Consider the following 24451-nt stretch of genomic DNA (forward strand, 5'->3'; position numbering starts at 1 on the left):
TGGCTCCCAGCGCCCGGTGTGGCTGCGGAATGCGGCTGAGTAGGAGTTGCGCGCGAGTTCGGTGAGGCGTGCGATGGTGTCGACGTGTTCGTCGTTGTCGTCACTGGCGCCACTGTGCATCTGGATCAGCAGGTGCTTGCCGTAGGGCTTGACGCGAGCGCGCTGGTGACCGGTGAGCGCAACGAACCCGCAACGGTTGCCAATTGTCGACCCATGGAAGCTTGCCGTGGTCTTGTGGTCGCGCAGTGAGCTAATTCCATTTCCATATCAACCGTGCACTTTGTCGGCTTCGCTTGCCGTACGTTTGTACTGTCTGCGCTTCGCATTCGCGTTCACGATGGATCTGGAAACGGAATAAGCACTGCTCACTCATCCGTTCACCATCGTCATTGATGCCACCCGCCATGCCGGTCTTCTGTTTGCAACAGCCGCATTCCACAAAGATTCCGCAAGCGAATTCGCATGCCATCGAAACAAAAAATGCCTGGCCAACGCTCAGCCTCTCACTTGCTGATCAGCCTAAAAATGGCACGCTCGACCTGCGCATCAGCAACATTTCCCCACCGGCGAGGAGGCGCTGGTTGTCGTCTCGCCTACGGGGAGCGCGGGCTGGTGACCCAGGTGCTTGCGAGCGCTTGTCCGGACATCAACTTCCGAGTTCGTCTGTTGTGATGTTCAACTTTCGCAGCTTGTCATGGAGCGTTTGGCGTGCAACGCCCAGTGCCGCGGCCGTTGCGCTCTGATCGCCCCGGTGTCGCCGCAGCTCCTCCACGATCACGGCGCGTTCGAAGCTCTGAACCTGCTGTGGGAGGCCCTGTGGCAGGTCCGACATCACCTGACCGGCCCCACGCGTCTGGGTCAGACGATCACCCAGCAGTCCCAGCGTAAAGCGATCCGCCACATTGCGCAGTTCTCGCACGTTGCCGGGCCAGGCGTAGGCCATCAGCTCGGCCAATTGGAGACTGCTCAAAGTCGGCGCTGCACGCCCGAAGCGGCTTGCCGCGAGCAAGGTGAAGTGTTCGAACAACAACGGGATGTCTTCCAGGCGTTCGCGCAAGGGTGGCAACTCGACGAAAGCCACACCGATGCGGTAGTACAGGTCGGCCCTGAACTGCTTCTGGTCGCTAAGCGTCTTGAGGTCGTCCTTGCTGGCCGCGACCAGCCGGCAGTCAAATGGGATCGACTTGTTCGACCCGACGCGCTCGATGGAGCGCTCCTGTAGCGCGCGCAGCAGCTTGATCTGTACGGCCATGGGCATGCTCTCGATCTCGTCGAGGAAGAGGGTGCCACCGTGCGCATATTCGAACTTGCCTACGCGTGGGCGGTTGGCGCTGGTGAATGCGCCAGCCTCGTGACCGAACAATTCGCTCTCGGCCAGGGCTTCGGGGAGCCCGCCGCAGTTCAGCGCCACAAAGTGGTGCCGCCGGCGCTCACTGTGATCGTGCAGGCAACGCGCCACGAGTTCCTTGCCGGTGCCGGTTTCGCCATAGATCAGCACGTCGGCTGATGTTTCCGCCAGGTTCATCACGGTGCGGCGCACCTGCTGCATTTGCGCCGAGCGACCGATCAGCACGGCCTGGATGCCGTGCCAGTTCTCGAGAGCATCCCGCAGCGCGCGCACCTGCAAGGACAGTTGCCGTCGCTCAACCGCATGCCGCACAACCGCCAGCAGCCGTTCGGTCGTGAAGGGCTTCTCGATGAAATCGTACGCGCCTTCGCGCATGGCCTGCACCGCCATGGCGATGTGGCCATGGCCCGTCACCAAAACCACGGGCAACTCCGCATCGATGGTGCGGATCTGCGGCAGCCAGTCGGTGCCGCAAAGCCCAGGCAACTTGACGTCGCACACGACGATGAGCGGAGCGCCGAAACTGATGTGCGCCCGGGCTCGCTCGACACTGGCGAAGTCATCCACCTCGAAGCCGGCCAGGCTCAGCGCCTGGACGGTGCTGATGCGCACGTCCTCGTCGTCTTCGACCAGCAGCACGCGGATGGGAGTTGATGCACTCACTGTGGGTTGACCCTATCGGAAATCGGTTGTTCGGCGCCAAGCGGCAGGTCGATGGTGAAGATGGCACCACCCTCGTCGCGATTGGCGGCACGCAGTGCCCCCCCGGCGCCGCGCACCAGTTGCTCGGAAATGACCAGTCCCAACCCGAGCCCCGCGCCGGCCGGCTTGCTCGTGACGAAGGGTTCGAAGAGGCGCCCGAGGATGTCAGGACGGATGCCGTGGCCCGTGTCGGCCACGCTCAGGATCAATCGGCCGCCTTGTGCTCGGGCCTGCACCCGCAACTCGCGTTGCGCAGCCTCCCTCATGGCGTCGACGGCGTTGCGCATCAGGTTGACGAGCACACCGCTCAGCGCAGCCTCGTCGGTGACCAGGCTCAGCCCGGTCGGCTGCACGTCGACCACGAGCCTGATGCCGCGCTCCTGCAGTTCGCTTTCGAGCAGGGCTTGCGCATCGGCGATGCTGCGGGCCACGGTTACATGGGCCAAGGCCGTGTCGCTCTTGTGCGCAAAGGTCTTCAGCTGCTTGGTCAGCCGCGCCAGGCGGTCCACCATGCCGGTGATGCGCCGCAGGTTGCCGCGCACATCGTCAGACCGCCCCTTCTCGAGCAGGATGGCGGCACTGTCCGACAAGGTGCGCAATGCCGTGAGGGGCTGGTTCAATTCGTGCACGATGCCGGCGGACATCTGTCCCATCGCCGCCAACTTCTCCGCATGCACCAGTTCGCCCTGGGCCGCACGAAGTTGCGCCGTGCGCGCGATCACCATCGATTCGAGGCTGTCATGCGCCGCCTGCAGCGCCGCCTGGCTGGCCAGCTTGTGGCGCACGGCGCGCCGTCGCTGCCACAGCGTCACCGCGACCAGCAACAGCACCGACATGGCCAGGCTGGCGGTGATGGCGGCATAACGGGCCGCCACGCGCACCGGTTCCAGTTCGTCCAGTACCACCAGTTGCCACGGGCTGTGCTGCAGCGCACGCGTCGAGGCCAGGTGATCCCGCCCGCCCAGCGCCACCAGCTTCACGCCGTCGGCCAGTGTGTTCAGCTCCCTCCAGTCCGCTGGCTGCAGCGTCGCCTGTCCGTAGGGGCGGGCAAGCCGTACCTCTGCGTGTTGCCTGGCATCCAATGGCGCCAGCGGCCGGTACTTCAGGTCGTCGAGCGTGGACAGAATGACGACACCGCGTTCGTCGATCAGCAACACGTTGCCAGGCAGGCTTCGCCAAGCCCGTTCGGCCTCACCGATGTTGACCTTGACCGTCATCACACCGCGCAAGCGCTCGTCACGCCGCAGTGCGTACGACAAGTAATAGCCAGGCTTCCCGCTGGTGATGCCCACCCCGTAGAAACGTCCGCGACCCTGCGTGACGGCGTCGCGCATATAGGGCCGAAAGGAATAGTCCTGGCCGTACGATGTCCCCGGCTGGTCCCAGTCGGATGCGGCGACGGAGGTGCCGCCCGCTTCCAACACGTAAAGCATCTCGGCGCCGACGCTGGCGGCGACCTCCTTCAGGTAGCGGTTGACGCCGTCCCGCAAGTCGGGATCGGCGGGCGCGTCGAGCAGGGCCGGCACCACGGGCGTCATCTCCAGCAGTGCAGGCAGATACTCGAAGCGCGCCAGGTGCGCGTCCAGGCCGGCGACCACCAAGTCGAGTCGGTGCTGAGCGGCGTCACGCAGGCGCGACAGAACCGTCTGAAAGGCCGCCTCGTGGCCCATGTAGGCCGCAGCCCCCACCAGTGCCAAAGCCGCGCACCAGCGCATCCGGAAGTGCCTGCGGCGAGCGCTGGGCGCGGCCTTCGCGGCGAGGCCGTCTGGCGAGGTCTTCGTCATGCGCCGAGTATCGTACAAGTCCGCAGCGGCGAGCAGATGATCACGCGTACTTGAGTTCACCCGTCTTGCCTCGAAACACGCGGTACGAAAACACGGTGTAGCCGGCGATGGCGGGCACCGAAATGCACACACCGACGAGGATGACCTTCAGCGCTTCGGGGCTGCTTGCGGCGTCCCAGATCGTCAGTTGGTCGAGCACCACGTAGGGGTACAGGCTGTAGGCCAGGCCCAGGAAACCGAGCACGAAGACCAGCACCAGCAACACGAAAGGCAGCCAGCACAGCGGGCCGCGCACCTGGCGTGTGCGCAGCAGGGCTCGCACGGCCAGCAGACACCCGGCCGTCATCAGCGGAATGGCCATCAGCGCGATCAGCTCGGGCAGCGCGAACCAGCGCTCGCGCACCGTCGGGCTGACCCAGGGCGTGGCCATGGAAATCAGCACCAGCCCGCCCACCATCGGCGCCCAGGCGATACGCGCCCAGGCCACCGCGCGTTCCTGCAGCTCGCCCTCGGTCTTCATGATCAACCAGGCCGCGCCCATCAGCACGTAGGCCATGGGCAACGCGACCGCGATCGCGGCGGCGAACAGCGGGTAGTTCCAGCCGACGCCGAAGCCGCTGACATAACGCCCGAGCATCCAGCCCTGCGCCACCGAGGCCAGCAAGGAGCCGGCAAAGAAGAGCCGGTCCCAGGTGAGCTTGTGCGTGTCGCGGGCCTTGACGCGGAAGTCGAAGGCCACGCCGCGCAGCGTGAGGCCGACCAGCATCAGCGCCACCGGCAGGTAGAGTTCGCCCAGCACCAAGCCGTGTGCCTTCGGGAAGGCCACCAGCAGGATGCCGACGCCCAACACGAGCCAGGTCTCGTTGGCGTCCCAGAACGGGCCGATGGAGGCGAGCATCACGTCCTTGTCGGTGTCGCTGGCGCGGTGCATCAGCATGCCCACGCCCAGGTCGTAGCCGTCGCTGACCACGTAGACCAGCATGGACAGGCCCATCAGCGCCATGAAGATCACCGGCAGCGCCTGGTCGAAATCCATGGGCGTCATGGCCTCGCCCCTTGCAACAGTGAGGGCGAGCCGGCGTCCACCGGCCGTGGCGTTTCCGGCTTCTCGGCCATGTACTTCAGCACCGCGATGTAGGCGACGATCAGCGCCAGGTACAGCGTCACGTAAAGCGCCAGCGTCAGCCCGACCATCGGCGCCGGCACCTGCGCCACCACGTCGGCGGTGCGCACCAGGCCCTGCACGATGAAGGGCTGGCGGCCGATCTCGGTGACGTACCAGCCGGCGACCGTGGCCACCCAGCCGGAAAAAGTCATGCCGGCGAACAGCCACAGCAGCTTGCGCGGCAACTGCGCCGGCTGCCAGCGCTTGCGCCGCAGCAGCCACCAGCCCAGCCAGCTGGTGGCCAGCATCAGCAGGCCCATGCCGATCATGATGCGAAAGGCGAAGAACACCGGCAGCGGTGGCGGGTGCGCGTTGATGAAGTCGTTCATGCCCTGGACCTCACCGTCGAGCTGGTGCGTCAGGATCAGGCTCGCCAGCTTGGGCACCTTGAGCTCGAAGTGGTTCATGCGCCGCTCGGCGTCGGGCAGCGCAAACAGCAGCAGCGGTGCGCCGCGCTCGGTCTCCCACACGCCTTCCATCGCGGCGATCTTGGCCGGCTGGTGCTTCAGCGTGTTCAGCCCGTGCAGGTCGCCGACGAAGATCTGCAGCGGCACCAGCAGCGCCGCCATCGTCAGGCCGACGCGCATCACCCGCGGCGCTGAGCGTTGGGCCACGCCTTTGAGCACCTGCCAGGCCGACAGCCCTGCCAGCAGGAAGGCGCAGGTCAACGCCGAGGCCAGCAGCATGTGCGTGAGCCGGTAGGGGAAGGAGGGGTTGAAGATCACCTCCAACCAGCTGCTGACGTGGTAGACGCCGCCCCGGACCTCGTGGCCGGCAGGCGTCTGCATCCAGGAGTTCAACGCCAGGATCCAGAACGCCGACAAGGTGGTGCCCAAGGCAACGAAGAAGGTGGCCATCAGGTGCACCCGCTCGCTGACCCTGCCGTGGCCGAAGAGCATGACCCCCAGGAAGCCGGCTTCCAGGAAAAAGGCCGTCAGCACCTCATAGGCCAGCAGCGGGCCGGCGATGTTGCCGACCTGCTCCATGAAGCCGGGCCAGTTGGTGCCGAACTGGAAGCTCATGGTGACGCCGCTGACCACGCCCAGCGCGAAGCTCAGCGCGAACACCTTGGTCCAGAAGCGGTAGGCGTCGAGCCAGCCCTGCGCATGGGCCCTGTCGCCGCTGCGCTGCGTCCTCAGCCAGCGCCAGCGGAAGAACAGCAACACCCAGCCCAACGCGATCGTGATCGTGGGGAACAGGATGTGGAAGGTGATGTTGGCCGCAAACTGCATGCGGGCCAGGATCAGTGCGTCCATCGGCTTGGTTTCTCGTCCGTGTGCAAGGAATGGTTCACCCGCGGGATCACCGCTTGCGCGGGCGTGCGGCCGGGGCCGGGGCCATCGACCTGTCTGCCTGCAGGGTCTGCGACAGGCCAATGAGCACGCCGCTGATCCGTGTGGTGTGGGTGTCAAGCATGGCCTGCGACGCACCATGCTTCATTTTCGCCCCCTCATTGCATGTGCTGACCGCCGTTGATGGCAATGTTGGCGCCGGTCACGAACGCGGCTTCTTCCGACGCCAGGTAAATGATCAGGCCCGCCACCTCCTCCGGCTTGCCCAGCCGGCCCACGGGGATGTGCGGCAGGATCTTGCTGTCCAGCACCTCCTTCGGGATCGCGGTGACCATCTTCGTGCCGATATAGCCCGGCGAGATGGTGTTGACGGTGACGTTCTTCTTCGCCACCTCCAGCGCCAGCGCCTTGGTGAAGCCGTGCACGCCGGCCTTGGCGGCCGAGTAGTTGGTCTGGCCGAAAGCGCCCTTGCTGCCGTTGACGGACGAGACGTTGATGATGCGGCCCCAGCCGCGCTCGGCCATGCCGTCGGCCACCTGCTTGCTCATGTTGAACAGGCTGTCGAGGTTGGTGCGCAGCACCGCGTCCCAGTTGATCTTGTCCATCTTCTTGAAGGTCATGTCGCGCGTGATGCCCGCGTTGTTGACCAGCACGTCGACGGCGCCCAGCCTGGACTGCACCTCGGCCACCGCCTTGGCACAGGAATCGAAGTCGGCCACGTCGCAAGGCACGGCCAGGATCTCGTAACCCCTGGACTTCATCTGCGCCAGCCAATCGCCATGCGACTTGTTGCCGGGCGAATACGTCACCGCCACCTTGTAGCCGGCATCGACCATCTTGGTCGAGATGGTCTCGCCCAGGCCACCCATGCCACCGGTGACCAGTACCACGCGTTGTTGACTCATTTGATTGCTCCTTGTTGAATCCATGTCAGATATTTCTCAATCCCTTCGAGCGAACACCGCGGAACCGGCTTTGCCGGGCCGCTGGTGTTGCCCCCTTGAGGGGGAGGCGCCGAAGGCGCTTCGGGGGGTCACATTTCCACGGCCAGCGCCACGCCCATGCCGCCGCCGATGCACAGCGAGGCCAGGCCCTTGTGGGCGCCGCGGCGGCGCATCTCGTGCAGCAAGGTCACCAGCACGCGGCAGCCCGAGGCGCCGATCGGGTGGCCGATGGCGATGGCGCCGCCGTTGACGTTGATCTTGCTGGTGTCCCAGCCCATCTCCTGGTTCACCGCGCAGGCCTGCGCCGCGAAGGCCTCGTTGATTTCCATCAGGTCCAGGTCCTGGGCGTTCCAGCCGGCTTTCTGCAGGCAAAGACGCGACGCCGGTACCGGGCCCATGCCCATGATCGAGGGGTCGAGCCCGGCGCTGGCGTAGGCGCGGATCACGGCCAGCGGCTGCAGGCCGAGCGCGGCAGCGCGCTGTGCCGACATCACCAGCACCGCGGCGGCGCCGTCGTTCAGCCCGGAGGCGTTGCCGGCCGTCACCGAGCCGGTCTTGTCGAAGGCCGGGCGCAGACCGGCCAGCGCCTCGGCGCTGGTCTTCTTGTTGATGAACTCGTCGGCGGCGAAGACGATAGCGTCGCCTTTCTTCTGCGCGATGGACAGCGGCAGGATTTCGTCGGCGAAACGACCTGCCTCCTGCGCCGCCGCGGCCTTCTGCTGCGACGCCAGCGCCAGCGCGTCCTGCATGTCGCGGTTGATGCCGTATTGCTTCGCCACGTTCTCCGCCGTCGTGCCCATGTGGTACTGGTTGTACACATCCCACAGGCCGTCGGTGATCATGGCGTCGACCATCTTCCAGTCGCCCATGCGCTGGCCGTCGCGCGAATTGAGCAGCACGTGCGGCGAGGCACTCATGTTCTCCTGGCCGCCGGCCACGACGATCTCGGCATCGCCGCACCTCACGGCCTGCGCGGCCAGCATCACGGCCTTGAGGCCCGAGCCGCAGACCTTGTTGATGGTCATGCCCGGCACCGACTGCGGCAGGCCGGCCTTGATGACGGTCTGCCTGGCCGGGTTCTGTCCCGAACCGGCGGTCAGCACCTGGCCCATGATGACCTCGGACACCGCGTCGCCAGCCACACCGGCCTTGGCCAGCAGGCCCCTGACCACATGCGCACCCAGGTCGGGCGCCGAGGTGCGGGCCAGCGTGCCGCCGAACTTGCCTACCGCCGTGCGTTGCGCGGCCACTATCACGATGTCGGTCATGGGACTCTCCTTGGGGGTTGAAAGGTGGTGTTGGCGGCTCATGCTCACGCCGCCGGGGTCTGGACATAGCGCCCGGGGGCGGGCTCGATAACGGGAAACGCGGCATGGCCCGGCTTGCGCGGCGCTGCGACCAGCGTGCCGGCATGACCCTGCAGCCAGTCGCTCCACGCCGGCCACCAGCTGCCCTCGACGCGTTGCGCAGCGTCCAGCCAGGCCGAGGCATCCGCCGCGAGCGGCCCGGTCCAGTGATGGCGCTTGCGCTTGGCCGGTGGGTTGATCACGCCTGCGATGTGGCCGCTGGCGCCCAGCACGAAGCGGCTGTCGCCACGGAGTAGCCCGGTGCTGGCGTAGGCGCTGTGCCAGGGCACGATGTGGTCCTCGCGCGAGGCGTAGACAAAGGCGGGTGCATCGATGCGCGACAGGTCCACCGGTACGCCGCACTGCTGCGTACCGCCCGGCTCGCGCAACCGGTTTTCCAGATAGGTCTGGCGCAGGTACCAGCAATACATCGGCCCCGGCAGGTTGGTGTCGTCGCCGTTCCAGTGCAGCAGGTCGAAGGCCGGGGGTGCCTGGCCCTTCAGGTAGCTGTTGACCACATAGGGCCAGATCAGGTCGTTGGCGCGCAAGGCGGCGAAGACCTGGGCCAGTTCGCGCCCTCGCAACAGGCCGCCCTGGCCGATGCTGGCCTCGCGCGCGGCGACCATCTGTGGGTCCACCATCAGGCCCAGTTCGCCGGTGTCCGAGAAATCGAGCAGCGTGGTCAGCAGGGTGAGGCTGGCCGCCGGGGACTCGCCACGCGCTGCCGCCACCGCCAGTGCGCTGGCCAGCAAGGTGCCGCCGATGCAGAAGCCCAGGGTATTGATCTGCTGGCTGCGGCCGATGCGCTGCGTGACCGACACGGCCTGCAACACGCCCTGTTCGACGTAGTCGTCCCAGCCCAGGTGACCCTGCGCCGCCGTGACATTGCGCCAGGACACCAGGAAGACGCTGTGCCCCTGGGCCACGGCGTAGGCCACCAGGGAGTTGTCGGGCTGCAGGTCGAGGATGTAGTACTTGTTGATGCACGGCGGAACGATCAGCAAGGGGCGCTGGTGCACCTTGGTGGTGGTGGGCGCGTACTGGATCAGCTGCATCAGTTCGTTCTCGAACACCACGCTGCCCGGCGTGGTGGCCAGGTTGCGACCCACTTCGAAGGCCTGGTCGTCGGACATCGAGATCCGCCCTTTGGCCACGTCGGCCAGGAACAGGCGGGCGCCTTCCAGCAGGCTGGCGCCGCCGCTGTCCAGCACGGCCTGCATCGCCTCGGGGTTGGTCGCCAGGCAGTTGGCCGGGCTCATCGCGTCGACCAGCTGGCGCAGCATGAAAGCGCACTGCCCCTTGCTGCGTGCGTCCAGCGGCGCCTTGTCCACGGACTGCTGCATCAGCGCGGCGAACCGCAGGTAGGTCTGGCTCAGCGACGCGAATCGCGGGTCCTGTTGCCAGGCCTCGGCGCCAAAGCGGCGATCGGCCGCGGCAGCGTCAGTGGGCGCCAGGGCCGCAGCCCAGAACGCGTTGACCTGCGCCAGGCCTTGTTGCCACGCCTGAACGGTGGCGTCGGCCAGCGGCCAAGGGGCGGTCGACGTGCGCATCAGCTCGTCCAGCCAGCGGGTGGGGTCGGGGTTGGGCAGTAGGGGGTCCATGGTGGAGAGCCGCTCAGTGCAGCTTGACGTGGGGTTCGGTGCGCCGCGTGATCAGCCGCGCCATCGTGTCGAGCGTGACCTTGGCCGGACCGTGCAGCGCCAGCTCGTGCATCTTGTAGAGCGACACGTACATCAGGCGGGCGAAGGCGCCTTCGATCATCAGGCTGCCCCCGATCAGCCCGCCCATCATGTTGCCCACGGTGCTGTACTCGCCCAGCGACACCAGCGAGCCGAAGTCTCGGTAGCGGTAGGCCTGCAGGGGCTTGCCCGCCAGACGGCGCTTGATCTGCGCGGCCACGTGCGAGGCCTGCTGGTGTGCCGCCTGTGCGCGCGGCGGTACCCAGCCACCCTTGCCTCCATTGGCCTGCGGCCAGGCACAGGCAGCGCAATCGCCGATGACGAAGATGTTCTCGTCACGCGTGGTCTGCAAGCTGGGCCGCACGACGAGCTGGTTGATGCGGTTGGTTTCCAGGCCGGCGATGTCCTTCAGGAAATCCGGCGCCTTCACGCCCGCCGCCCACACCACCAGCTCGGCGGGCAGGAGGCGGCCATCGGCCAGGCGCACGCCCTCGGGCAACACCTCGGCCACCTTGGCGGCGGTGTGCACCTGCACGCCGAGCTTGGCCAGCAGCGCCTCGGTGGCCGTGGACAGCCGCTCCGGCAAGGCGGGCAGCACCCGGTCGGCGGCCTCGATCAGGTTGACCTGGATGTCCTTGTCGGCATCCACACGATCCAGCCCGAAGGCGACCACCTCGCGCGTGGTGCGGTGCAACTCGGCCGCCAGCTCCACGCCGGTGGCGCCGGCGCCGATGATGGCCACATGCAGCTGCTCGGGCCGCAGGGGCGTGCTCTGGGCGTGGGCGCGGATGCAGGCGTTGACCATGCGCGCATGAAAGCGCTGCGCGTCGGCCTTGGACTCCAGCTTCAGCGCGTGCTCGCCGACGCCGGGCGTGCCGAAGTCGTTGCTCAGACTGCCCAGCGCCAGCACCAGCGTGTCGTAGCCAAACACGCGGTCGGGCGTGACCTCGCGGCCCTCGGCGTCCAGGTAGGGTGCCACGCGCACTTCACGGCGCTCCCGGTCCAGCGCCGTCATCTCGCCGATCCTGAAGCGGAAGTGGTGCCAGTGCGCCTGTTCCAGGTAGCCGACCTCGTGCGCGCTCAGGTCCATGCTGCCCGAGGCGATCTCGTGCAGCTTGGGCTTCCACACATGGGTGCGGTTCTTGTCGATCAGCGTGACATCGGCGTGGCCGCGCTTGCCCAGCGTGTCGCCCAAACGGGTGGCCAGTTCCAGGCCACCTGCACCGCCGCCGACGATGAGGATGCGATGTCGTTCGGCAGGTGGTTTCATGGTGGGGACCTCGGAGGCATGGTGCGGGGACTCAAGCGTCCGCCCGGCCGGCGACGCGCTGCGACGCCACGTCCACCACCGCCAGCGCCGTCATGTTGACGATGCGACGCACCGTGGACGAGGGCGTGAGGATGTGCACCGGACGCGCCGCACCGAGCAGAATGCCCCCCACGGTGATGCCGTTGCCGGCGGCGATGCGCAGCAGGTTGTAGGAGATGTTGGCCGCGTCCACGTTGGGCATGACCAGCACATTGGCCTCGATGCTCAAGCCCGAGTCGGGGAACTCGCGGTCCAGGATCGGCTTGGACAGGGCCGCGTCGCCGCGCATCTCGCCTTCCACCGCCAGGTGCGGATCACGCTCGCGGATCAGGCCGAGCGCCGTGCGCATCTTCACGGCCGAGGCAGCGTCGGAACCACCGAAGTTGGAGTGCGACAACAGCGCGACGCTGGGCGTGACACCGAAGCGGCGCACCGCTTCCGCGGCCAGCAGCGCGATCTCGGCCACCTGCTCGGCATCGGGGTCGCGGTTGACATGCGTATCGCAAATGAAAAGCTGGCGCCCGGGCAGCATCAGCATCTGCATGGCGGCCAGCGTGTTCGTACCGCTGCGCAGGCCGATCACGTCACGCACATGGCGCAGGTGCTCGGCGTAGCCGCCGACCGTGCCGCACAACATGGCGTCGGCGCGGCCCTGGCGCACCCACATGGCCGCCAGCAGGGTGCCGCGGCTGCGCATCTCTGCGCGGGCCACCGCGCGCGACACGCCATGGCGACGCATCAGCTGGTAGTAGCCGTCGGCGGCGTCGCCATACACGGTGGGGTCCAGCGCATTGACGATGTCGCAGTCGTGGCCAGGCGTCAGGCGCAGGCCGAATTCAGCGATGCGCTGGCTGATCACCTCCGCGCGGCCCATCAGCAGCGGCCGCGCCAGGCCTTCGTCCACCACCACCTGGGCCGCGCGCAGCACACGTTCGTCCTCGCCTTCGGCATAGACCACCCGCTTCGGGGCCCGCTTGGCCGCCGCGAACAGCGGCTGCATGCTGCTGCCCGACTGGTAGACGAACTGCGCCATGCGCTGGCGGTAGGCCGGCATGTCGTCGATGGGGCGGGTGGCCACACCGCTGTCCATCGCGGCCTGTGCAACCGCCGGCGCCACCACCTCGATCAGGCGCGGGTCGAAGGGCTTGGGGATCAGGTAGTCGCGGCCGAAACGCAGGCCCGCCGCGCCATAGGCCTGCGCCACCACCTCGGGAATCTCGGCATGCGCCAACTCGGCGATGGCGCGCACCGCGGCCAGCTTCATCGCCTCGTTGATGGTGGTGGCGCCGGTGTCGAGCGCGCCGCGGAAGATGAAGGGAAAGCACAGCACGTTGTTGACCTGGTTCGGGTAATCCGAACGGCCGGTGCCGATGACCGCGTCGGGCCGCACCGCCAGTGCCGCCTCCGGCATGATTTCCGGCGTCGGGTTGGCCATCGCCAGGATGATCGGATCGCGTGCCATGCTCTCGACCATCTCCGGCTTGAGCACGCCACCGGCCGACAGGCCGAGGAAGATGTCGGCCCCCGGGATGATGTCGGCCAGCGTGCGCGCAGGGGTGTCACGCGCATAGCGCGCCTTGTTCGGGTCCATGCCTTCGGTGCGGCCCAGGTACACCACACCCTTGGCATCGGTGACGAAGATGTTCTGCGGTTTCAGGCCCAGGCTCACCGCCAGGTCCAGGCAGGCCAGTGCCGCGGCGCCGGCACCCGAGGCCACGAGCTTCACCTCGGCGATGCCCTTGCCCACATGCTTGAGCGCGTTGAGGATGGCCGCCGCGGCGACGATGGCGGTGCCATGCTGGTCGTCGTGAAAGACCGGGATCTTCATGCGCTCGCGCAGCTTGGTCTCGATGTAGAAGCACTCGGGCGCCTTGATGTCCTCGAGGTTGATGCCGCCGAAGGTGGGCTCCATGCGGGCGATGGTCTCGATCAGCGCGTCAGGGTCGTTCTCGGCCAGTTCGATGTCGAACACATCGATGCCTGCGAACTTCTTGAACAGGCAACCCTTGCCCTCCATCACGGGCTTGGAGGCCAGGGGGCCGATGTTGCCCAGGCCCAGCACCGCGGTGCCGTTGGTGATCACCGCGACCAGGTTGCTGCGCGCGGTGAGATTGCCGGCCTCGCGCGGGTCGTCAACGATGGCCATGCAGGCATCGGCGACGCCGGGCGAATAGGCCAGCGACAGATCGCGCGCCGTGGCCATGGCCTTGGTGGGCGTGACCGAGATCTTGCCCGGCGTCGGGTAGCGGTGGTAGTCGAGTGCGGCTTCGCGCAGGTCTTCGTTCATGGTGGGAGCTCCAGGGAGGGGGTTGGGCTTTCAGTGGGGGTGCGGCGTCAGCAGCGGCGGCCCGCTGCCGATGGTCTCGAAAGCCAGGTTCGGGGTCACGATGGCGCGCCTACTTCTTCTGCGGCGGCAGATCGGTGCAATGGCCTTCGAAGACCTCGGCGGCCATGCCGATCGATTCGCCCAGCGTTGGGTGCGGGTGGATCGTCTTGCCGATGTCGGCGGGCTCGCAGCCCATCTCGATCGCCAGGCAGACCTCGCTGATCAGGTCGCCGGCATGGGTGCCGACGATGCCGCCGCCGATCACGCGGTGCGTGGCCTCGTCGAAGAGCAGCTTGGTGAAGCCCTCGTCGCGGCCGTTGGCGATGGCGCGGCCCGACGCGGCCCAGGGGAACACCGCCTTGCCGAATTTGATGCCCTCGGCCTTGCACTGCTCTTCGGTCTTGCCGGCCCAGGCGACCTCGGGGTCGGTGTAGGCCACCGACGGGATCTGCCGCGCATCGAAGAACGAGGTCTGGCCGTTCGCTGCTTCGGCCGCCACGTGCGCCTCGTGCACCGCCTTGTGCGCCAGCATGGGCTGGCCCACGATGTCGCCGATGGCGAAGATGTGCGGCACGTTGGTCCGCATCTGCTTGTCGACGTGGATGAACCCGCGCTCCGTGACCGCCACACCGGCCTGCTCAGCAGCGATCTTGTTGCCGTTCGGGCTGCGGCCGACGGCCACCAGCACCAGGTCATAGAGCTGGGCTTCCTGGGGTGCCTTCTCGCCCTCGAAGCTGACCTCGATGCCGGCCGGCGTGGCCTTCGCGTCCACCGTCCGCGTCTTCAGCATGACGTGGCCGAAGCGGTGCGTGTTCATCTTCTCCCACACCTTGACCAGATCGCGGTCGGCGCCCTGCATCAGGCCGTCGAGCATCTCGACCACGTCGACCCGTGTGCCCAGCGTCGAGTAGACGGTGGCCATCTCCAGGCCGATGATGCCGCCGCCAACGACCAGCATGCGCTTGGGGATGCGCTTGAGCAGCAACGCGCCGGTGGAGTCGACGATGCGTTCGTCGTCGGGCATGAAGGGCAGCTTCACCGCCTGGCTGCCGGCGGCGATGATGGCCTTGGCGAACTTCACGACCTTCTTGCTGCCGTCGGCAGCGACCACTTCCACGTGGTGTGGATCGAGGAAGCTGCCCACGCCGGTGACGACCTCGACCTTGCGCGCCTTGGCCATGCCGGCCAGGCCACCGGTGAGCTTCTTGATCACGCCGTCCTTGAAGCCTCGCAGCGCGTCAAGGTCCACCTCGGGCGCCGCGTACTTGATGCCGTGGTGACCCAGTGCCTTGACCTCGTCCATCACCGCCGCGGTGTGCAGCAGCGCCTTCGACGGGATGCAGCCGACGTTCAGGCACACGCCTCCCAGTGTGGCGTAGCGCTCGACGAGCACGGTCTTCATGCCCAGGTCGGCGCTGCGGAACGCTGCCGAATAGCCGCCGGGCCCGGCGCCCAAGACCAGCACTTCGCATTCCACATCGGCCTTGCCCGTGTATTGGGCTTGACTCCCTCCCCCTTGGGGGGAGGGTTGGGGTGGGGGCCCGGCGGCCGGTGAATGAGTAGCGCTTGGCGACCCTGCCCCCACCCTACCCTCCCCCAGAGGGGGAGGGGAAGAAGCGGCCGTTGCCTCCACCGTCAGCAACACCGAGCCTTCGCTGACCTTGTCACCGACCTTGACCTTGATCTCCTTGACGGTGCCGGCGTGCGTCGACGGGATTTCCATCGACGCCTTGTCCGACTCGACCATGATCAGGCCGGTGTCGACGGCGATCACCTCGCCGGGCTGGACCATCAGCTCGATGATCGCGACATCCTTGAAGTCGCCGATGTCGGGAACCTTGACTTCCACGAGTTGTGCCATGGTGGTGGTGCCTCTCTTAGAACAGGATGCGCCGCATGTCGGCGAGCAGATGGGCGAAGTGCACGTTGAAGCGCGCAGCGGCGGCGCCGTCGATGACACGGTGGTCCCACGACAGCGACAGCGGCAGGGTCAGGCGCCAGCTCGAACTCTTGCCGTCGCTGGAATGCTGCTTCCAGTAGCTCTTGCACACGCCCATGATCGCGACCTCGGGCGCGTTGATGATGGGCGTGAAGTAGATGCCACCAATGCCACCGAGCGAGCTGATGGTGAAGGTGCCGCCCGACATCTGGTCGGGCTTGAGCTTGCCGTCGCGCGCCAGCTTGGCGAGGTCGCCCATCTCCTTGGCAATTTCGGAAATGCTCTTCTTGTCGACGTCGCGGATCACCGGCACCATCAGCCCATTGGGCGTGTCGGCGGCGAAGCCGATGTGCCAGTAGTTCTTCAGCACCAGCGCATCGCCGTCGAGCGAGGCGTTGAACTCGGGGAACTTCTTCAGCGTGGCCACCGCCGCCTTCATCATGAAGGGCAGCATGCTGACCTTGACGCCCGACTTCTCCAGCTCCTTGTTCATCTGCACGCGGAACTGTTCGAGGTCGGTGATGTCGGCCTCGTCGTGCGTGGTGACGTGCGGGATGACGACCCAGTTGCGGTGCAGGTTCGCGGCAGATATCTTCTTGATGCGGCTTTGCTCCTTTCGCTCGATCGGCCCGAACTTCGCGAAGTCGACCTTCGGCCAGGGCAGCAGGTCGATGCCGCCCACGCCACCGCCGGCAGGCGTGGACGCCGCCTTGGCAGCCGGTGCCGCAGCGCCGCTACCGCCCTTCGCGAAGGCCTCAACATCCTCGCGCACGATGCGGCCGTGGTCGCCGCTGCCCTTGACCTTGCCGAGGTCCACACCCCGTTCGCGAGCCAGCTTGCGCACCGCCGGGCCCGCATAGGCAAGGGCGAACGCCGCTTCGTCGATGGTGCTTTCACGCCCGCCCCCTCTGGGGGAGGGTGGGGGTGGGGGCACGTTGACCAAGGAGGCATGGGCGGGCGGTGCCCCCACCCTGCCCTCCCCCAGAGGGGGCGGGTTTGAAGACAAGACCAGAACAACCGAGCCCTCGCTGACCTTGTCGCCGACCGCGATCCGGATCTCCTTGACAACGCCGCCCAGTGGCGCCGGCACGTCCATCGTCGCCTTGTCCGATTCGAGCGAGACCAGCGGGTCCTCGGCCTTCACCGTGTCGCCGACCTTGACGAAGATCTCGATCACCGGCACGTCCTTGAAATCACCGATGTCGGGTACGCGCACCTCGGCCAGGCCGGCCGGCGCGCTCACGGGCGCGGGTGGTGCGCTGACGCTGGGCTTGGCGGCTTCGGCCGGGGCGGCACTCGCGCCGGCCTCGGGCTCGAAGCTCATGATGACGCTGCCCTCGCTGACCTTGTCGCCAACCTGCACGGCGATGGACGTCACCTTGCCGCCACGCGGCGCCGGCACGTCCATCGTTGCCTTGTCCGACTCCAGCGAGACCAGCGGGTCCTCAGCCTTCACCGTGTCGCCGACCTTGACGTAGATTTCGATCACCGGCACGTCTTTGAAGTCGCCGATGTCGGGTACCTGAATGTGAATGCTCATGCTGTTGCCCCTGCTCAGACGGTCCACGGCGCGGCGCGCTCGGTATCCAGGCCGTACCTGGTGATCGCCTCGGCCACCACCGCCGGCTTGATGTCCCCGTCATCGGCCAGCGCCTTCAGTGCCGCCACGACGACGTAGTGGCGGTCAACCTCGAAGAACCGGCGCAGCTTGGCGCGGTAGTCGCTGCGGCCGAAACCGTCGGTGCCCAGCACCACGTAGCGGCGTCCTGCGGCCTGGATGTATTCGCGCACCTGATCGGCGTAGTTGCGCATGTAGTCGGTGGCCGCGACCACCGGGCCGTCGTGGCCTTCCAGGCAGGTCTCGACCCAGCTCTTGCGCCGCGGTTCGGTCGGGTGCAGCAAGTTCCAGCGTTCGGCGGCCATGCCGTCGCGGCGCAGTTCGTTGTAGCTGGTGGCGCTCCAGACATCGGCGGTGACGTTGAAGTCGGCCTTGAGCATCTCGGCCGCGGCGATCACCTCGCGCAGGATGGTGCCGCTGCCCATGAGCTGCACGCGTGCCGACTTCTTGGTCGCCTTGCCACCGTCCTTCAGCTTGTACAGGCCCTTCAGGATGCCCTTCTCCGCGCCTTCACCGGCCTCGGCCAGGCCGGGGTGCGGGTAGTTCTCGTTCATCAGGGTGACGTAGTAGTACACGTCCTCCTGCTCCTCGTACATGCGGCGCATGCCGTCGCGGATGATCGTCACCACCTCGTAGGCGAAGGTCGGGTCGTAGCTGACGCAGTTCGGGATCGTGCTGGCCAGGATGTGGCTGTGGCCGTCCTCGTGCTGCAGGCCTTCGCCGTTGAGCGTGGTGCGGCCCGCGGTGCCACCGAGCAGGAAGCCGCGTGCGCGCATGTCCCCGGCCAGCCAGGCCAGGTCGCCCACGCGCTGCAGTCCGAACATCGAGTAGTAGATGTAGAAGGGAATCATCGGCACGTTGTTCGTGCTGTACGAGGTGGCGGCCACGATCCAGCTCGACATGGCACCGCCCTCGTTGATGCCCTCCTGCAGCACCTGACCGTCCTTGGACTCGCGGTAGTACATCAGCTGGTCGGCGTCCTGCGGCTTGTACAGCTGCCCCACCGACGAATAGATGCCGAGCTGGCGGAACATGCCCTCCATGCCGAAGGTGCGCGATTCGTCGGGCACGATGGGCACGATGTGCTTGCCGATCTGCTTGTCCCGCACCAGCGTGCCGAGCATCTGCACAAAGGCCATGGTGGTGCTGATCTCGCGCTCGCCACTGTTCTCCAGCAAACGCTGGAAGGTGGACAGCGGCGGGATCGTGAGCGCGGTGGACTTGCGCCGGCGCTGCGGCAGGTAACCGCCCAGCGCGGCGCGGCGCTCGCGCAGGTACTGCATCTCCGGGCTGTCCTCGGCCGGCTTGATGAAGGGCACGCTGGCCAGGTCTTCGTCGCTGACCGGGATCTGGAAGCGGTCACGGAAGCCGCGCAGGGCATCGGCCGTCATCTTCTTGGCCTGGTGGGAGATCATCTGGCCCTCACCCGACTCGCCCATGCCGTAGCCCTTGACGGTCTTGGGCAGGATCAGCGTCGGCTGCCCGGTGTGCCTGGCCGCAGCGGCATAGGCGGCATAGACCTTCTGCGGGTCGTGTCCGCCGCGCGTGAGCTTCCAGATGTCATCGTCGCTCATGTCCGCGACGAGTGCCTTGGTCTCCGCGTAGCGCCCGAAGAAGTGCTCTCGCACGTAGGCGCCGCTCTTGCTCTTGAAGTCCTGGTACTCGCCGTCGACGCACTCCTCCATGAGCTGCAGGAGCTTGCCAGTGGTGTCCTTCGCGAACAGGGCATCCCAGCCGCCGCCCCAGAGCACCTTGATGACGTTCCAGCCGGCGCCGCGGAACACACTCTCCAGCTCCTGCACGATTTTGCCGTTGCCGCGCACCGGGCCGTCCAGCCGCTGCAGGTTGCAGTTGATGACGAAGATCAGGTTGTCCAGCCGCTCGCGGCCGGCCAGCGATATCGCGCCCAGCGATTCGGGTTCGTCCATTTCGCCATCGCCCATGAACGCCCAGACCTTGCGCTGCGAGGTCTCGGCCAGGCCGCGGCCCTGCAGGTACTTCAGGAAGCGCGCCTGGTAGATCGCCATCAGCGGGCCCAGGCCCATCGAAACCGTGGGGAACTGCCAGAAGTCGGGCATCAGCCAGGGGTGCGGGTAGGACGACAGACCCTTGCCGCCCGTCTCCTGCCGATAGCCCAGCAGCTGCTCTTCGCTCAGCCGCCCTTCAAGAAAGGCGCGCGCGTAGATGCCCGGCGAGCTGTGCCCCTGGATGAACAGCAGGTCGCCGCCATGCGTGTCGGTGGGCGCGTGCCAGAAATGGCCGAAGCCGATGTCGTACAGCGTGGCCGCCGACTGGAAGCTGGCGATGTGACCGCCCAGCTCCGACGAGTCCTTGTTGGCGCGCAGGATGATCGCCATCGCGTTCCAGCGGATGATCGAGCGCAACCGGTGTTCGATGGCGCGGTCGCCCGGATTGAGCTGCTCGCGTTCGGGCGGGATCGTGTTGCAGTAGGCGGTGGTCAGCGAGCGCGGCACGTACACGCCGTGGCGGCGGCCCTGGTCGACCAGGCGGTTGATCAGGTAGTTGCTGCGTTCGCCGCCGCGGTGCAGCTGCACCGCGCTCAGCGCGTCGGTCCACTCCGCGGTTTCCAGCGGGTCCAGGTCGCTCGTCGTGCTCATGGTCTTCTCCTCGATCTTGTTGGCTCGCATCGACCCGCGGTGCGAGTGCTTGGCCGACCGGCGCCGCGAGCGCCGGCTCGCCGCATCCGGTCAGGGCCCGGTTCAGAACAGCCAGTTGGGCAGGGCCAGCGTGATGGCCGGGATGTAGGTGACCATCACCAGGAACGCCAGCAGCACCAGGGTCCAGGGCAGCGCCGCTCTGGCCACCTGCGTGATCGACATTCGGGTGATGCCGGCGGTGACGAAGAGGTTCAGGCCGATGGGCGGTGTGACCATGCCGATCTCCAGGTTGACCACCATGATGATGCCCAGATGCACCGGATCGATGCCGAGCTTCGTGGCGATCGGGAACAGGATGGGCGCCAGGATCAGGATGATGCCGGTGGGCTCCATGAACATGCCGGCGATCAGCAGCAGGATGTTGACCACAATGAGGAACTGCCACGGCGCCATGCCCCAGCCGATGATGGTCTCGGCGATCTGCTGCGGAATGCGCTCGGTGGTCAGCACATGCGCGAACAGCAGCGCGTTGGCGACGATGAACATCAGCATCACCGTCACCTTGGCGGCGTCGAGCAGCACGTGCGGCACCTGCTTCAGGTTGACGTCGCGGTAGACGAACACCGCGATGACGAAGGCATACACCGCCGCCACGGCAGCCGCTTCGGTGGGCGTGAAGATGCCGCCGTAGATGCCGCCCAGGATGATGAGGATCAGCATCAGCCCCCACAGCGAATCGCGCCCCGACTTCAGGACCTCGGCGGCCGACGCCTTGGGCGAGCCCTGCAGCCCGATCATGCGGGCGCGAACGTAGATGGCCACCATCAGCATCAGGCCCAGCAGCAGCCCCGGGATGACGCCGGCCATGAACAGCTTGCCCACCGAGGTCTCGGTGGCTGCACCGTAGACCACCATCACGATCGACGGCGGTATCAGGATGCCCAGCGTGCCGGCGTTGCAGATCACGCCGGCGGCGAAGGGCTGCGGGTAGCCAGCCTTGACCATGCCGGCAATGACGATGGAGCCCACCGCCACCACGGTGGCCGGCGACGAGCCCGACACCGCGGCGAACAGCATGCAGGCCATCACCGAGGCCATCGCCAGGCCGCCACGCAGATGCCCGACGCAGGCATTGGCGAAGCGGATCATCCGCTTGGCCACGCCGCCGGTGGTCAGGAAGGCGCCGCCGAGGATGAAGAACGGAATCGCCAGCAGCGTGTAGTGCTCGGAGGTCTCGAACATCTTGAGCGACAGCGAGGCCAGCGAGTCCTGCGCGAAGAACAGGATCGTCAGCAGCGACGACAGGCCCAGCGCCACCGCCACCGGCATGCCGATGAACATCAGCGCGAACAGCAGCAGGAAGAGAACGGCAGTGGTCATGGCTTCACCTCGTCGTCGTCGGCGCTGTCCTGGCGCAGCTTCAGCGCGTCTTTGGCCTCGTCGCCAAGCAGGTGCGCCTTGCCGCCGGTGGCCAGTTGATGGAGCACCTGCGCGAAGCGCAGTGCGAGCAAGGCAAAGCCCAGTGGCAGCACGGTGCGCGGCAGCCACTGCGGCACCGGCACGTCCTGCATCAGGATGCCCACTTCGTACATCTTGCTCACGTACTGGTAGCCGCCCACGGTGACGATCAGCGCGTAGACGATGCACAGGGATGCGGCCAGCATGGCCACCACGCGCGCGGCGCCGTCACCCAGCGACTTGACGAAGGCATCGACGCCGATGTGGGCGCCGACGCGAACCCCGTAGGACATGCCAATGAAGATCAGCCAGCCGAACATCACGCCGGTGATCTCGTGTGCCCAGACGAAGCTGTAGTTGAAGATGTAGCGGGCGACGACCTGCATGAAGGTCACCAGCGTCATCGCCGTCAACAGGAAGGCCAGCAGGCCTTCCTCGAGATGTTCTAGCCATCGCATGTTGTTTCTCGGGGCGGGTTGCCGCCCCGCCTCGTGTTATTTGTTGTTGGACTTGAGTGCCGCGTCGATCAGGTCGCGCCCGATGTCACCCTCGAACCTCTTCCACACCGGCTCCATGGCCTTGCGCCAGGTGGCGAGGTCCTCCTTGCTCAGCGCCTGGATCTTGGCCTTGTTGGCCTCGGCGATCTTCTTGCGGTCGGCCAGATTGATGTCCAGGGCCAGCTTGTTGCCGTGCGCCGTGGCCTCGGCCATGGCTTCGGTCAGGCCCTTCTTGATGTCCGGCGCCAGGCCGTTCCACCACTTGGCATTGGCCACGACCATGTAGTCGAGCACGCCGTGGTTGGTTTCGGCGATGGTCTTCTGCACCTCGTGGAATTTCTGCGCGTAGGTGTTCGACCAGGTGTTCTCCTGGCCGTCGACGACGCCGGTCTGCAGCGCCTGATAGACCTCGGCGAAGGCCATCTTCTGCGGGTTGGCGCCGAGCGCGCGGAACTGCGCCTCGAGCACGTCGGAGGTCTGGATGCGGAACTTCAGGCCCTTCACGTCTTCCGGACGGGTCAGCTTGTCCTTGCTGCTGGACATCTGCTTCATGCCGTTGTGCCAGTAGGCCAGCCCGATCAGTCCGCGGTTGGTCATCGCGGTCAGCAAGCCCTGGCCAGCGGCGCTGCTCTGGAAACGATCGACGGCGTCGAGATCGTCGAACAGGAAGGGCAGGTCGAAGAGCTGGATCTTCTTGGTGTAGCGGTCAAACTTGGACAGCGAGGGGGCGATGATGTGCACGTCGCCGAGCAGCAGCGCCTCAAGCTCCTTGGCGTCACCGAACAATTGCGAGCTGGGGAAGATTTGCACCTGAACCTTGCCGGGCAGCTTCTTTTCAGCTGCCTCCTTGAACTTGAGCGCGGCCTGGCCCTTGGGTGTCTGTTCGGCCACCACGTGACTGAACTTGATCACCATGGGCGCCTGGGCCTGCGCCAGTCCGGGCAGGGTCAGTGTGGCGGTGAGCAGAGCGGTGGCGAGCAGAGCTCGCTTGCGCAGCGAGAAGGCTGTAGTCATGGCATGTCTCCAATGTGTTGCTGTGGGAATGCATCTGGCGATGCGCTCGGCACTGTTTAACGCAACCAACGTGCCAGCCGAGACGGCACCCACTCAGTTGCGCTAAGTCGTTGATTTGGCGTCGGATCATGTGCCCGCACGCGCCGTCGGGCCGCCGGATTTCCGGCGATCGCCGCCGTGCGATGTCCGGACTGCCGGACGGGCGGGTTTGCGTAAACCCTAGTCTGTGACATGAGAAAACGTCATTCCCGCGAAGGTGGGAATCCAGGGCATTCCGTCTTCAGAACGCGGGAAGCGCTGGTCCCCGCCTGCGCGGGGACGGCGGCGTTGATCTGCCAGCGCCGGGGCCGGCCTACCGGCCTTGAATCGCTCTCAGGGTCTCAGGCTCATGGCCTGCAGCAGCGCGGCGCTCTGCTGGTGCCCCGTGCGGGGTTGCCGGCCCGAGGCCGGGGTCCGTCAGGGGATGATCAAACCGAGCGCCCAGGGGCCGAGCAGCACGGTGAAGATCGTGATCAGCACGACGCCCACCAGGTTGAGCAGCAGCCCGCCCCGAGCCATCTCGCAGATGCTGACGCAGCCGGTGCCGAACACGATTGCGTTCGGCGGCGTGCCCACCGGCAGCATGAAGGCACAGGTCGCAGCCAGCTCACCCCTGCTCCGCATCGTCCAGCAACTCCCCCCGCATGGCCCTGGCCACCGCGCTGTCCACCGCGTCCAGCACATGCGCCTGCACCCTGTCCGCGTAGCGTTTGCGCCGGTTGTTGGACAGGGTTCCGCCGTTCTGGAAGATGGTCACGATCAGCGTGGCAAGATCGCTGCCCCGCAGGTCGAAGCGCTCATTGATGTGGCGTTTGACGTGGTCGAACAGGCCGAGGAATTCCACCTCCTGGCGCATGTGGGTATCCAGTGACGCTTCGGCCATGGCCTGGGTGAATGTCACCGCCTCGGTCAGGTCCATGTGGCGGAACCAGGTGTCGGCCTCGTGCTTCTTCATGGCCACCGAAATCGGCAACAGGAAGTGCGGCGGCAGGCGGCCCGACTGGCCCAGGCAGTGGTTTCAGGCTCGGGCGGCACATAGGTCACGCCTGCGGCACCGGGCGCTTCGCGTTGCAGCCGGTTTTGCTCTGTGCGGAGGCCTGATCGAAGGGGTTGGAAATGGCCGCGTTCTGCAGTTCCACCAGCAGGTCTTCGGTCAGGGGGCGCGGCTCGTGAGCGCGCCTGAGCAGGGCTGCGAACCGGATGGACCGACCCCACGAAGTAATGCGCCGCATAGGAAGGGTGGTGGCCGAAAAAATCTTCAGAACTCTGAATTTATCTTCAGAAAAGACAACTTTGAAGATTTTTTCTTCCGTTTTGAACACCCTGTCAATGTCTCTGAAACGCGCCAGCCAGCCGCTCAACACCCGTTCTGC

The 24451-nt window shown here is 66.5% G+C and carries 18 protein-coding genes; all 18 read right to left on the reverse strand.

The window, feature by feature from the left end; all coding sequences use genetic code 11:
• Positions 1 to 646: 646 nt before the first annotated feature.
• The 18 genes from Q7J58_RS19020 to Q7J58_RS19105 all read right to left on the reverse strand — a co-directional run bounded on the left by Q7J58_RS19020 (position 647) and on the right by Q7J58_RS19105 (position 24439).
• The gene (locus Q7J58_RS19020) at positions 647 to 2011 is read right to left on the reverse strand and encodes a sigma-54 dependent transcriptional regulator (RefSeq protein WP_304831185.1); all 1365 of its coding nucleotides are present in this window, start codon (positions 2009 to 2011) and stop codon (positions 647 to 649) included.
• Positions 2008 to 3834 (reverse strand): ATP-binding protein, encoded by a 1827-nt coding sequence (locus tag Q7J58_RS19025; RefSeq protein ID WP_304831186.1) that lies wholly within the window; start codon positions 3832 to 3834, stop codon positions 2008 to 2010. Before Q7J58_RS19025 ends, Q7J58_RS19020 begins: the two co-directional genes overlap by 4 nt.
• Before the next feature lie 40 nt (positions 3835 to 3874).
• The gene (locus Q7J58_RS19030) at positions 3875 to 4870 is read right to left on the reverse strand and encodes a cytochrome d ubiquinol oxidase subunit II (RefSeq protein WP_304831187.1); all 996 of its coding nucleotides are present in this window, start codon (positions 4868 to 4870) and stop codon (positions 3875 to 3877) included.
• Between the two features lie 5 nt (positions 4871 to 4875).
• Positions 4876 to 6255 carry a cytochrome ubiquinol oxidase subunit I gene (locus Q7J58_RS19035; protein WP_304831188.1) on the reverse strand — a complete coding sequence of 460 codons (1380 nt, stop codon included), beginning with the start codon at positions 6253 to 6255 and terminating at the stop codon, positions 4876 to 4878.
• Positions 6256 to 6449: 194 nt separating this feature from the next.
• Positions 6450 to 7196, reverse strand: coding sequence for an acetoacetyl-CoA reductase (gene phbB / locus Q7J58_RS19040; protein WP_304831189.1), 747 nt, complete (start codon positions 7194 to 7196; stop codon positions 6450 to 6452).
• Between the two features lie 128 nt (positions 7197 to 7324).
• Positions 7325 to 8503, reverse strand: coding sequence for an acetyl-CoA C-acetyltransferase (locus Q7J58_RS19045; protein ID WP_304831259.1), 1179 nt, complete (start codon positions 8501 to 8503; stop codon positions 7325 to 7327).
• 44 nt (positions 8504 to 8547) lie between these two features.
• Positions 8548 to 10182, reverse strand: a complete 1635-nt coding sequence (gene phaC / locus Q7J58_RS19050) for a class I poly(R)-hydroxyalkanoic acid synthase (RefSeq protein ID WP_304831190.1) — start codon at positions 10180 to 10182, stop codon at positions 8548 to 8550.
• Positions 10183 to 10195: 13 nt separating this feature from the next.
• The gene (locus Q7J58_RS19055) at positions 10196 to 11530 is read right to left on the reverse strand and encodes an NAD(P)/FAD-dependent oxidoreductase (protein ID WP_304831192.1); all 1335 of its coding nucleotides are present in this window, start codon (positions 11528 to 11530) and stop codon (positions 10196 to 10198) included.
• 31 nt (positions 11531 to 11561) lie between these two features.
• Entirely contained in the window at positions 11562 to 13856 is a 2295-nt protein-coding gene (locus tag Q7J58_RS19060; protein WP_304831194.1) for an NADP-dependent malic enzyme, read from the reverse strand.
• Positions 13857 to 13965: 109 nt separating this feature from the next.
• A complete protein-coding gene (gene lpdA / locus Q7J58_RS19065; protein WP_304831196.1) occupies positions 13966 to 15756 on the reverse strand; it encodes a dihydrolipoyl dehydrogenase in 1791 nt (596 codons plus the stop codon).
• Positions 15757 to 15772: 16 nt separating this feature from the next.
• The gene (locus Q7J58_RS19070; RefSeq protein ID WP_304831197.1) at positions 15773 to 17374 is read right to left on the reverse strand and encodes a dihydrolipoyllysine-residue acetyltransferase; all 1602 of its coding nucleotides are present in this window, start codon (positions 17372 to 17374) and stop codon (positions 15773 to 15775) included.
• 14 nt (positions 17375 to 17388) lie between these two features.
• The gene (gene aceE, locus Q7J58_RS19075) at positions 17389 to 20070 is read right to left on the reverse strand and encodes a pyruvate dehydrogenase (acetyl-transferring), homodimeric type (protein WP_304831198.1); all 2682 of its coding nucleotides are present in this window, start codon (positions 20068 to 20070) and stop codon (positions 17389 to 17391) included.
• Positions 20071 to 20172: 102 nt separating this feature from the next.
• On the reverse strand, positions 20173 to 21450 hold the full coding sequence (locus Q7J58_RS19080; RefSeq protein WP_304831199.1) for a TRAP transporter large permease subunit: 1278 nt from the start codon (positions 21448 to 21450) through the stop codon (positions 20173 to 20175).
• A complete protein-coding gene (locus Q7J58_RS19085) occupies positions 21447 to 21986 on the reverse strand; it encodes a TRAP transporter small permease (protein WP_304831201.1) in 540 nt (179 codons plus the stop codon). The genes Q7J58_RS19080 and Q7J58_RS19085 overlap by 4 nt, the downstream gene beginning before the upstream one ends.
• A gap of 36 nt (positions 21987 to 22022) precedes the next feature.
• Complete coding sequence (locus tag Q7J58_RS19090) at positions 22023 to 23039, reverse strand: TRAP transporter substrate-binding protein (RefSeq protein WP_304831203.1); 1017 nt, start codon at positions 23037 to 23039, stop codon at positions 22023 to 22025.
• A gap of 456 nt (positions 23040 to 23495) precedes the next feature.
• Entirely contained in the window at positions 23496 to 23663 is a 168-nt protein-coding gene (locus tag Q7J58_RS19095; protein WP_336623512.1) for an anion permease, read from the reverse strand.
• A gap of 22 nt (positions 23664 to 23685) precedes the next feature.
• Positions 23686 to 24051, reverse strand: a complete 366-nt coding sequence (locus Q7J58_RS19100) for a hypothetical protein (protein ID WP_304831206.1) — start codon at positions 24049 to 24051, stop codon at positions 23686 to 23688.
• Between the two features lie 67 nt (positions 24052 to 24118).
• Positions 24119 to 24439, reverse strand: coding sequence for a hypothetical protein (locus Q7J58_RS19105; protein WP_304831208.1), 321 nt, complete (start codon positions 24437 to 24439; stop codon positions 24119 to 24121).
• Positions 24440 to 24451 lie beyond the last annotated feature (12 nt).

Source organism: Hydrogenophaga sp. (assembly GCF_030656115.1).
GTDB lineage: Bacteria > Pseudomonadota > Gammaproteobacteria > Burkholderiales > Burkholderiaceae_C > Hydrogenophaga.

Bases quoted from the DNA above. Each gene is read 5' to 3' on its own strand.
- Q7J58_RS19090 (WP_304831203.1), bottom strand. From the start codon at position 23,039: ATGACTACAGCCTTCTCGCTGCGCAAGCGAGCTCTGCTCGCCACCGCT.
- phbB (WP_304831189.1), bottom strand. From the start codon at position 7,196: ATGAGTCAACAACGCGTGGTACTGGTCACCGGTGGCATGGGTGGCCTG.
- aceE (WP_304831198.1), bottom strand. From the start codon at position 20,070: ATGAGCACGACGAGCGACCTGGACCCGCTGGAAACCGCGGAGTGGACC.
- Q7J58_RS19070 (WP_304831197.1), bottom strand. From the start codon at position 17,374: ATGAGCATTCACATTCAGGTACCCGACATCGGCGACTTCAAAGACGTG.
- Q7J58_RS19080 (WP_304831199.1), bottom strand. From the start codon at position 21,450: ATGACCACTGCCGTTCTCTTCCTGCTGCTGTTCGCGCTGATGTTCATC.
- Q7J58_RS19025 (WP_304831186.1), bottom strand. From the start codon at position 3,834: ATGACGAAGACCTCGCCAGACGGCCTCGCCGCGAAGGCCGCGCCCAGC.
- Q7J58_RS19045 (WP_304831259.1), bottom strand. From the start codon at position 8,503: ATGACCGACATCGTGATAGTGGCCGCGCAACGCACGGCGGTAGGCAAG.
- Q7J58_RS19030 (WP_304831187.1), bottom strand. From the start codon at position 4,870: ATGGATTTCGACCAGGCGCTGCCGGTGATCTTCATGGCGCTGATGGGC.
- Q7J58_RS19085 (WP_304831201.1), bottom strand. From the start codon at position 21,986: ATGCGATGGCTAGAACATCTCGAGGAAGGCCTGCTGGCCTTCCTGTTG.
- Q7J58_RS19095 (WP_336623512.1), bottom strand. From the start codon at position 23,663: ATGCTGCCGGTGGGCACGCCGCCGAACGCAATCGTGTTCGGCACCGGC.
- Q7J58_RS19055 (WP_304831192.1), bottom strand. From the start codon at position 11,530: ATGAAACCACCTGCCGAACGACATCGCATCCTCATCGTCGGCGGCGGT.
- Q7J58_RS19035 (WP_304831188.1), bottom strand. From the start codon at position 6,255: ATGGACGCACTGATCCTGGCCCGCATGCAGTTTGCGGCCAACATCACC.
- lpdA (WP_304831196.1), bottom strand. From the start codon at position 15,756: ATGGCACAACTCGTGGAAGTCAAGGTTCCCGACATCGGCGACTTCAAG.
- phaC (WP_304831190.1), bottom strand. From the start codon at position 10,182: ATGGACCCCCTACTGCCCAACCCCGACCCCACCCGCTGGCTGGACGAG.
- Q7J58_RS19060 (WP_304831194.1), bottom strand. From the start codon at position 13,856: ATGAACGAAGACCTGCGCGAAGCCGCACTCGACTACCACCGCTACCCG.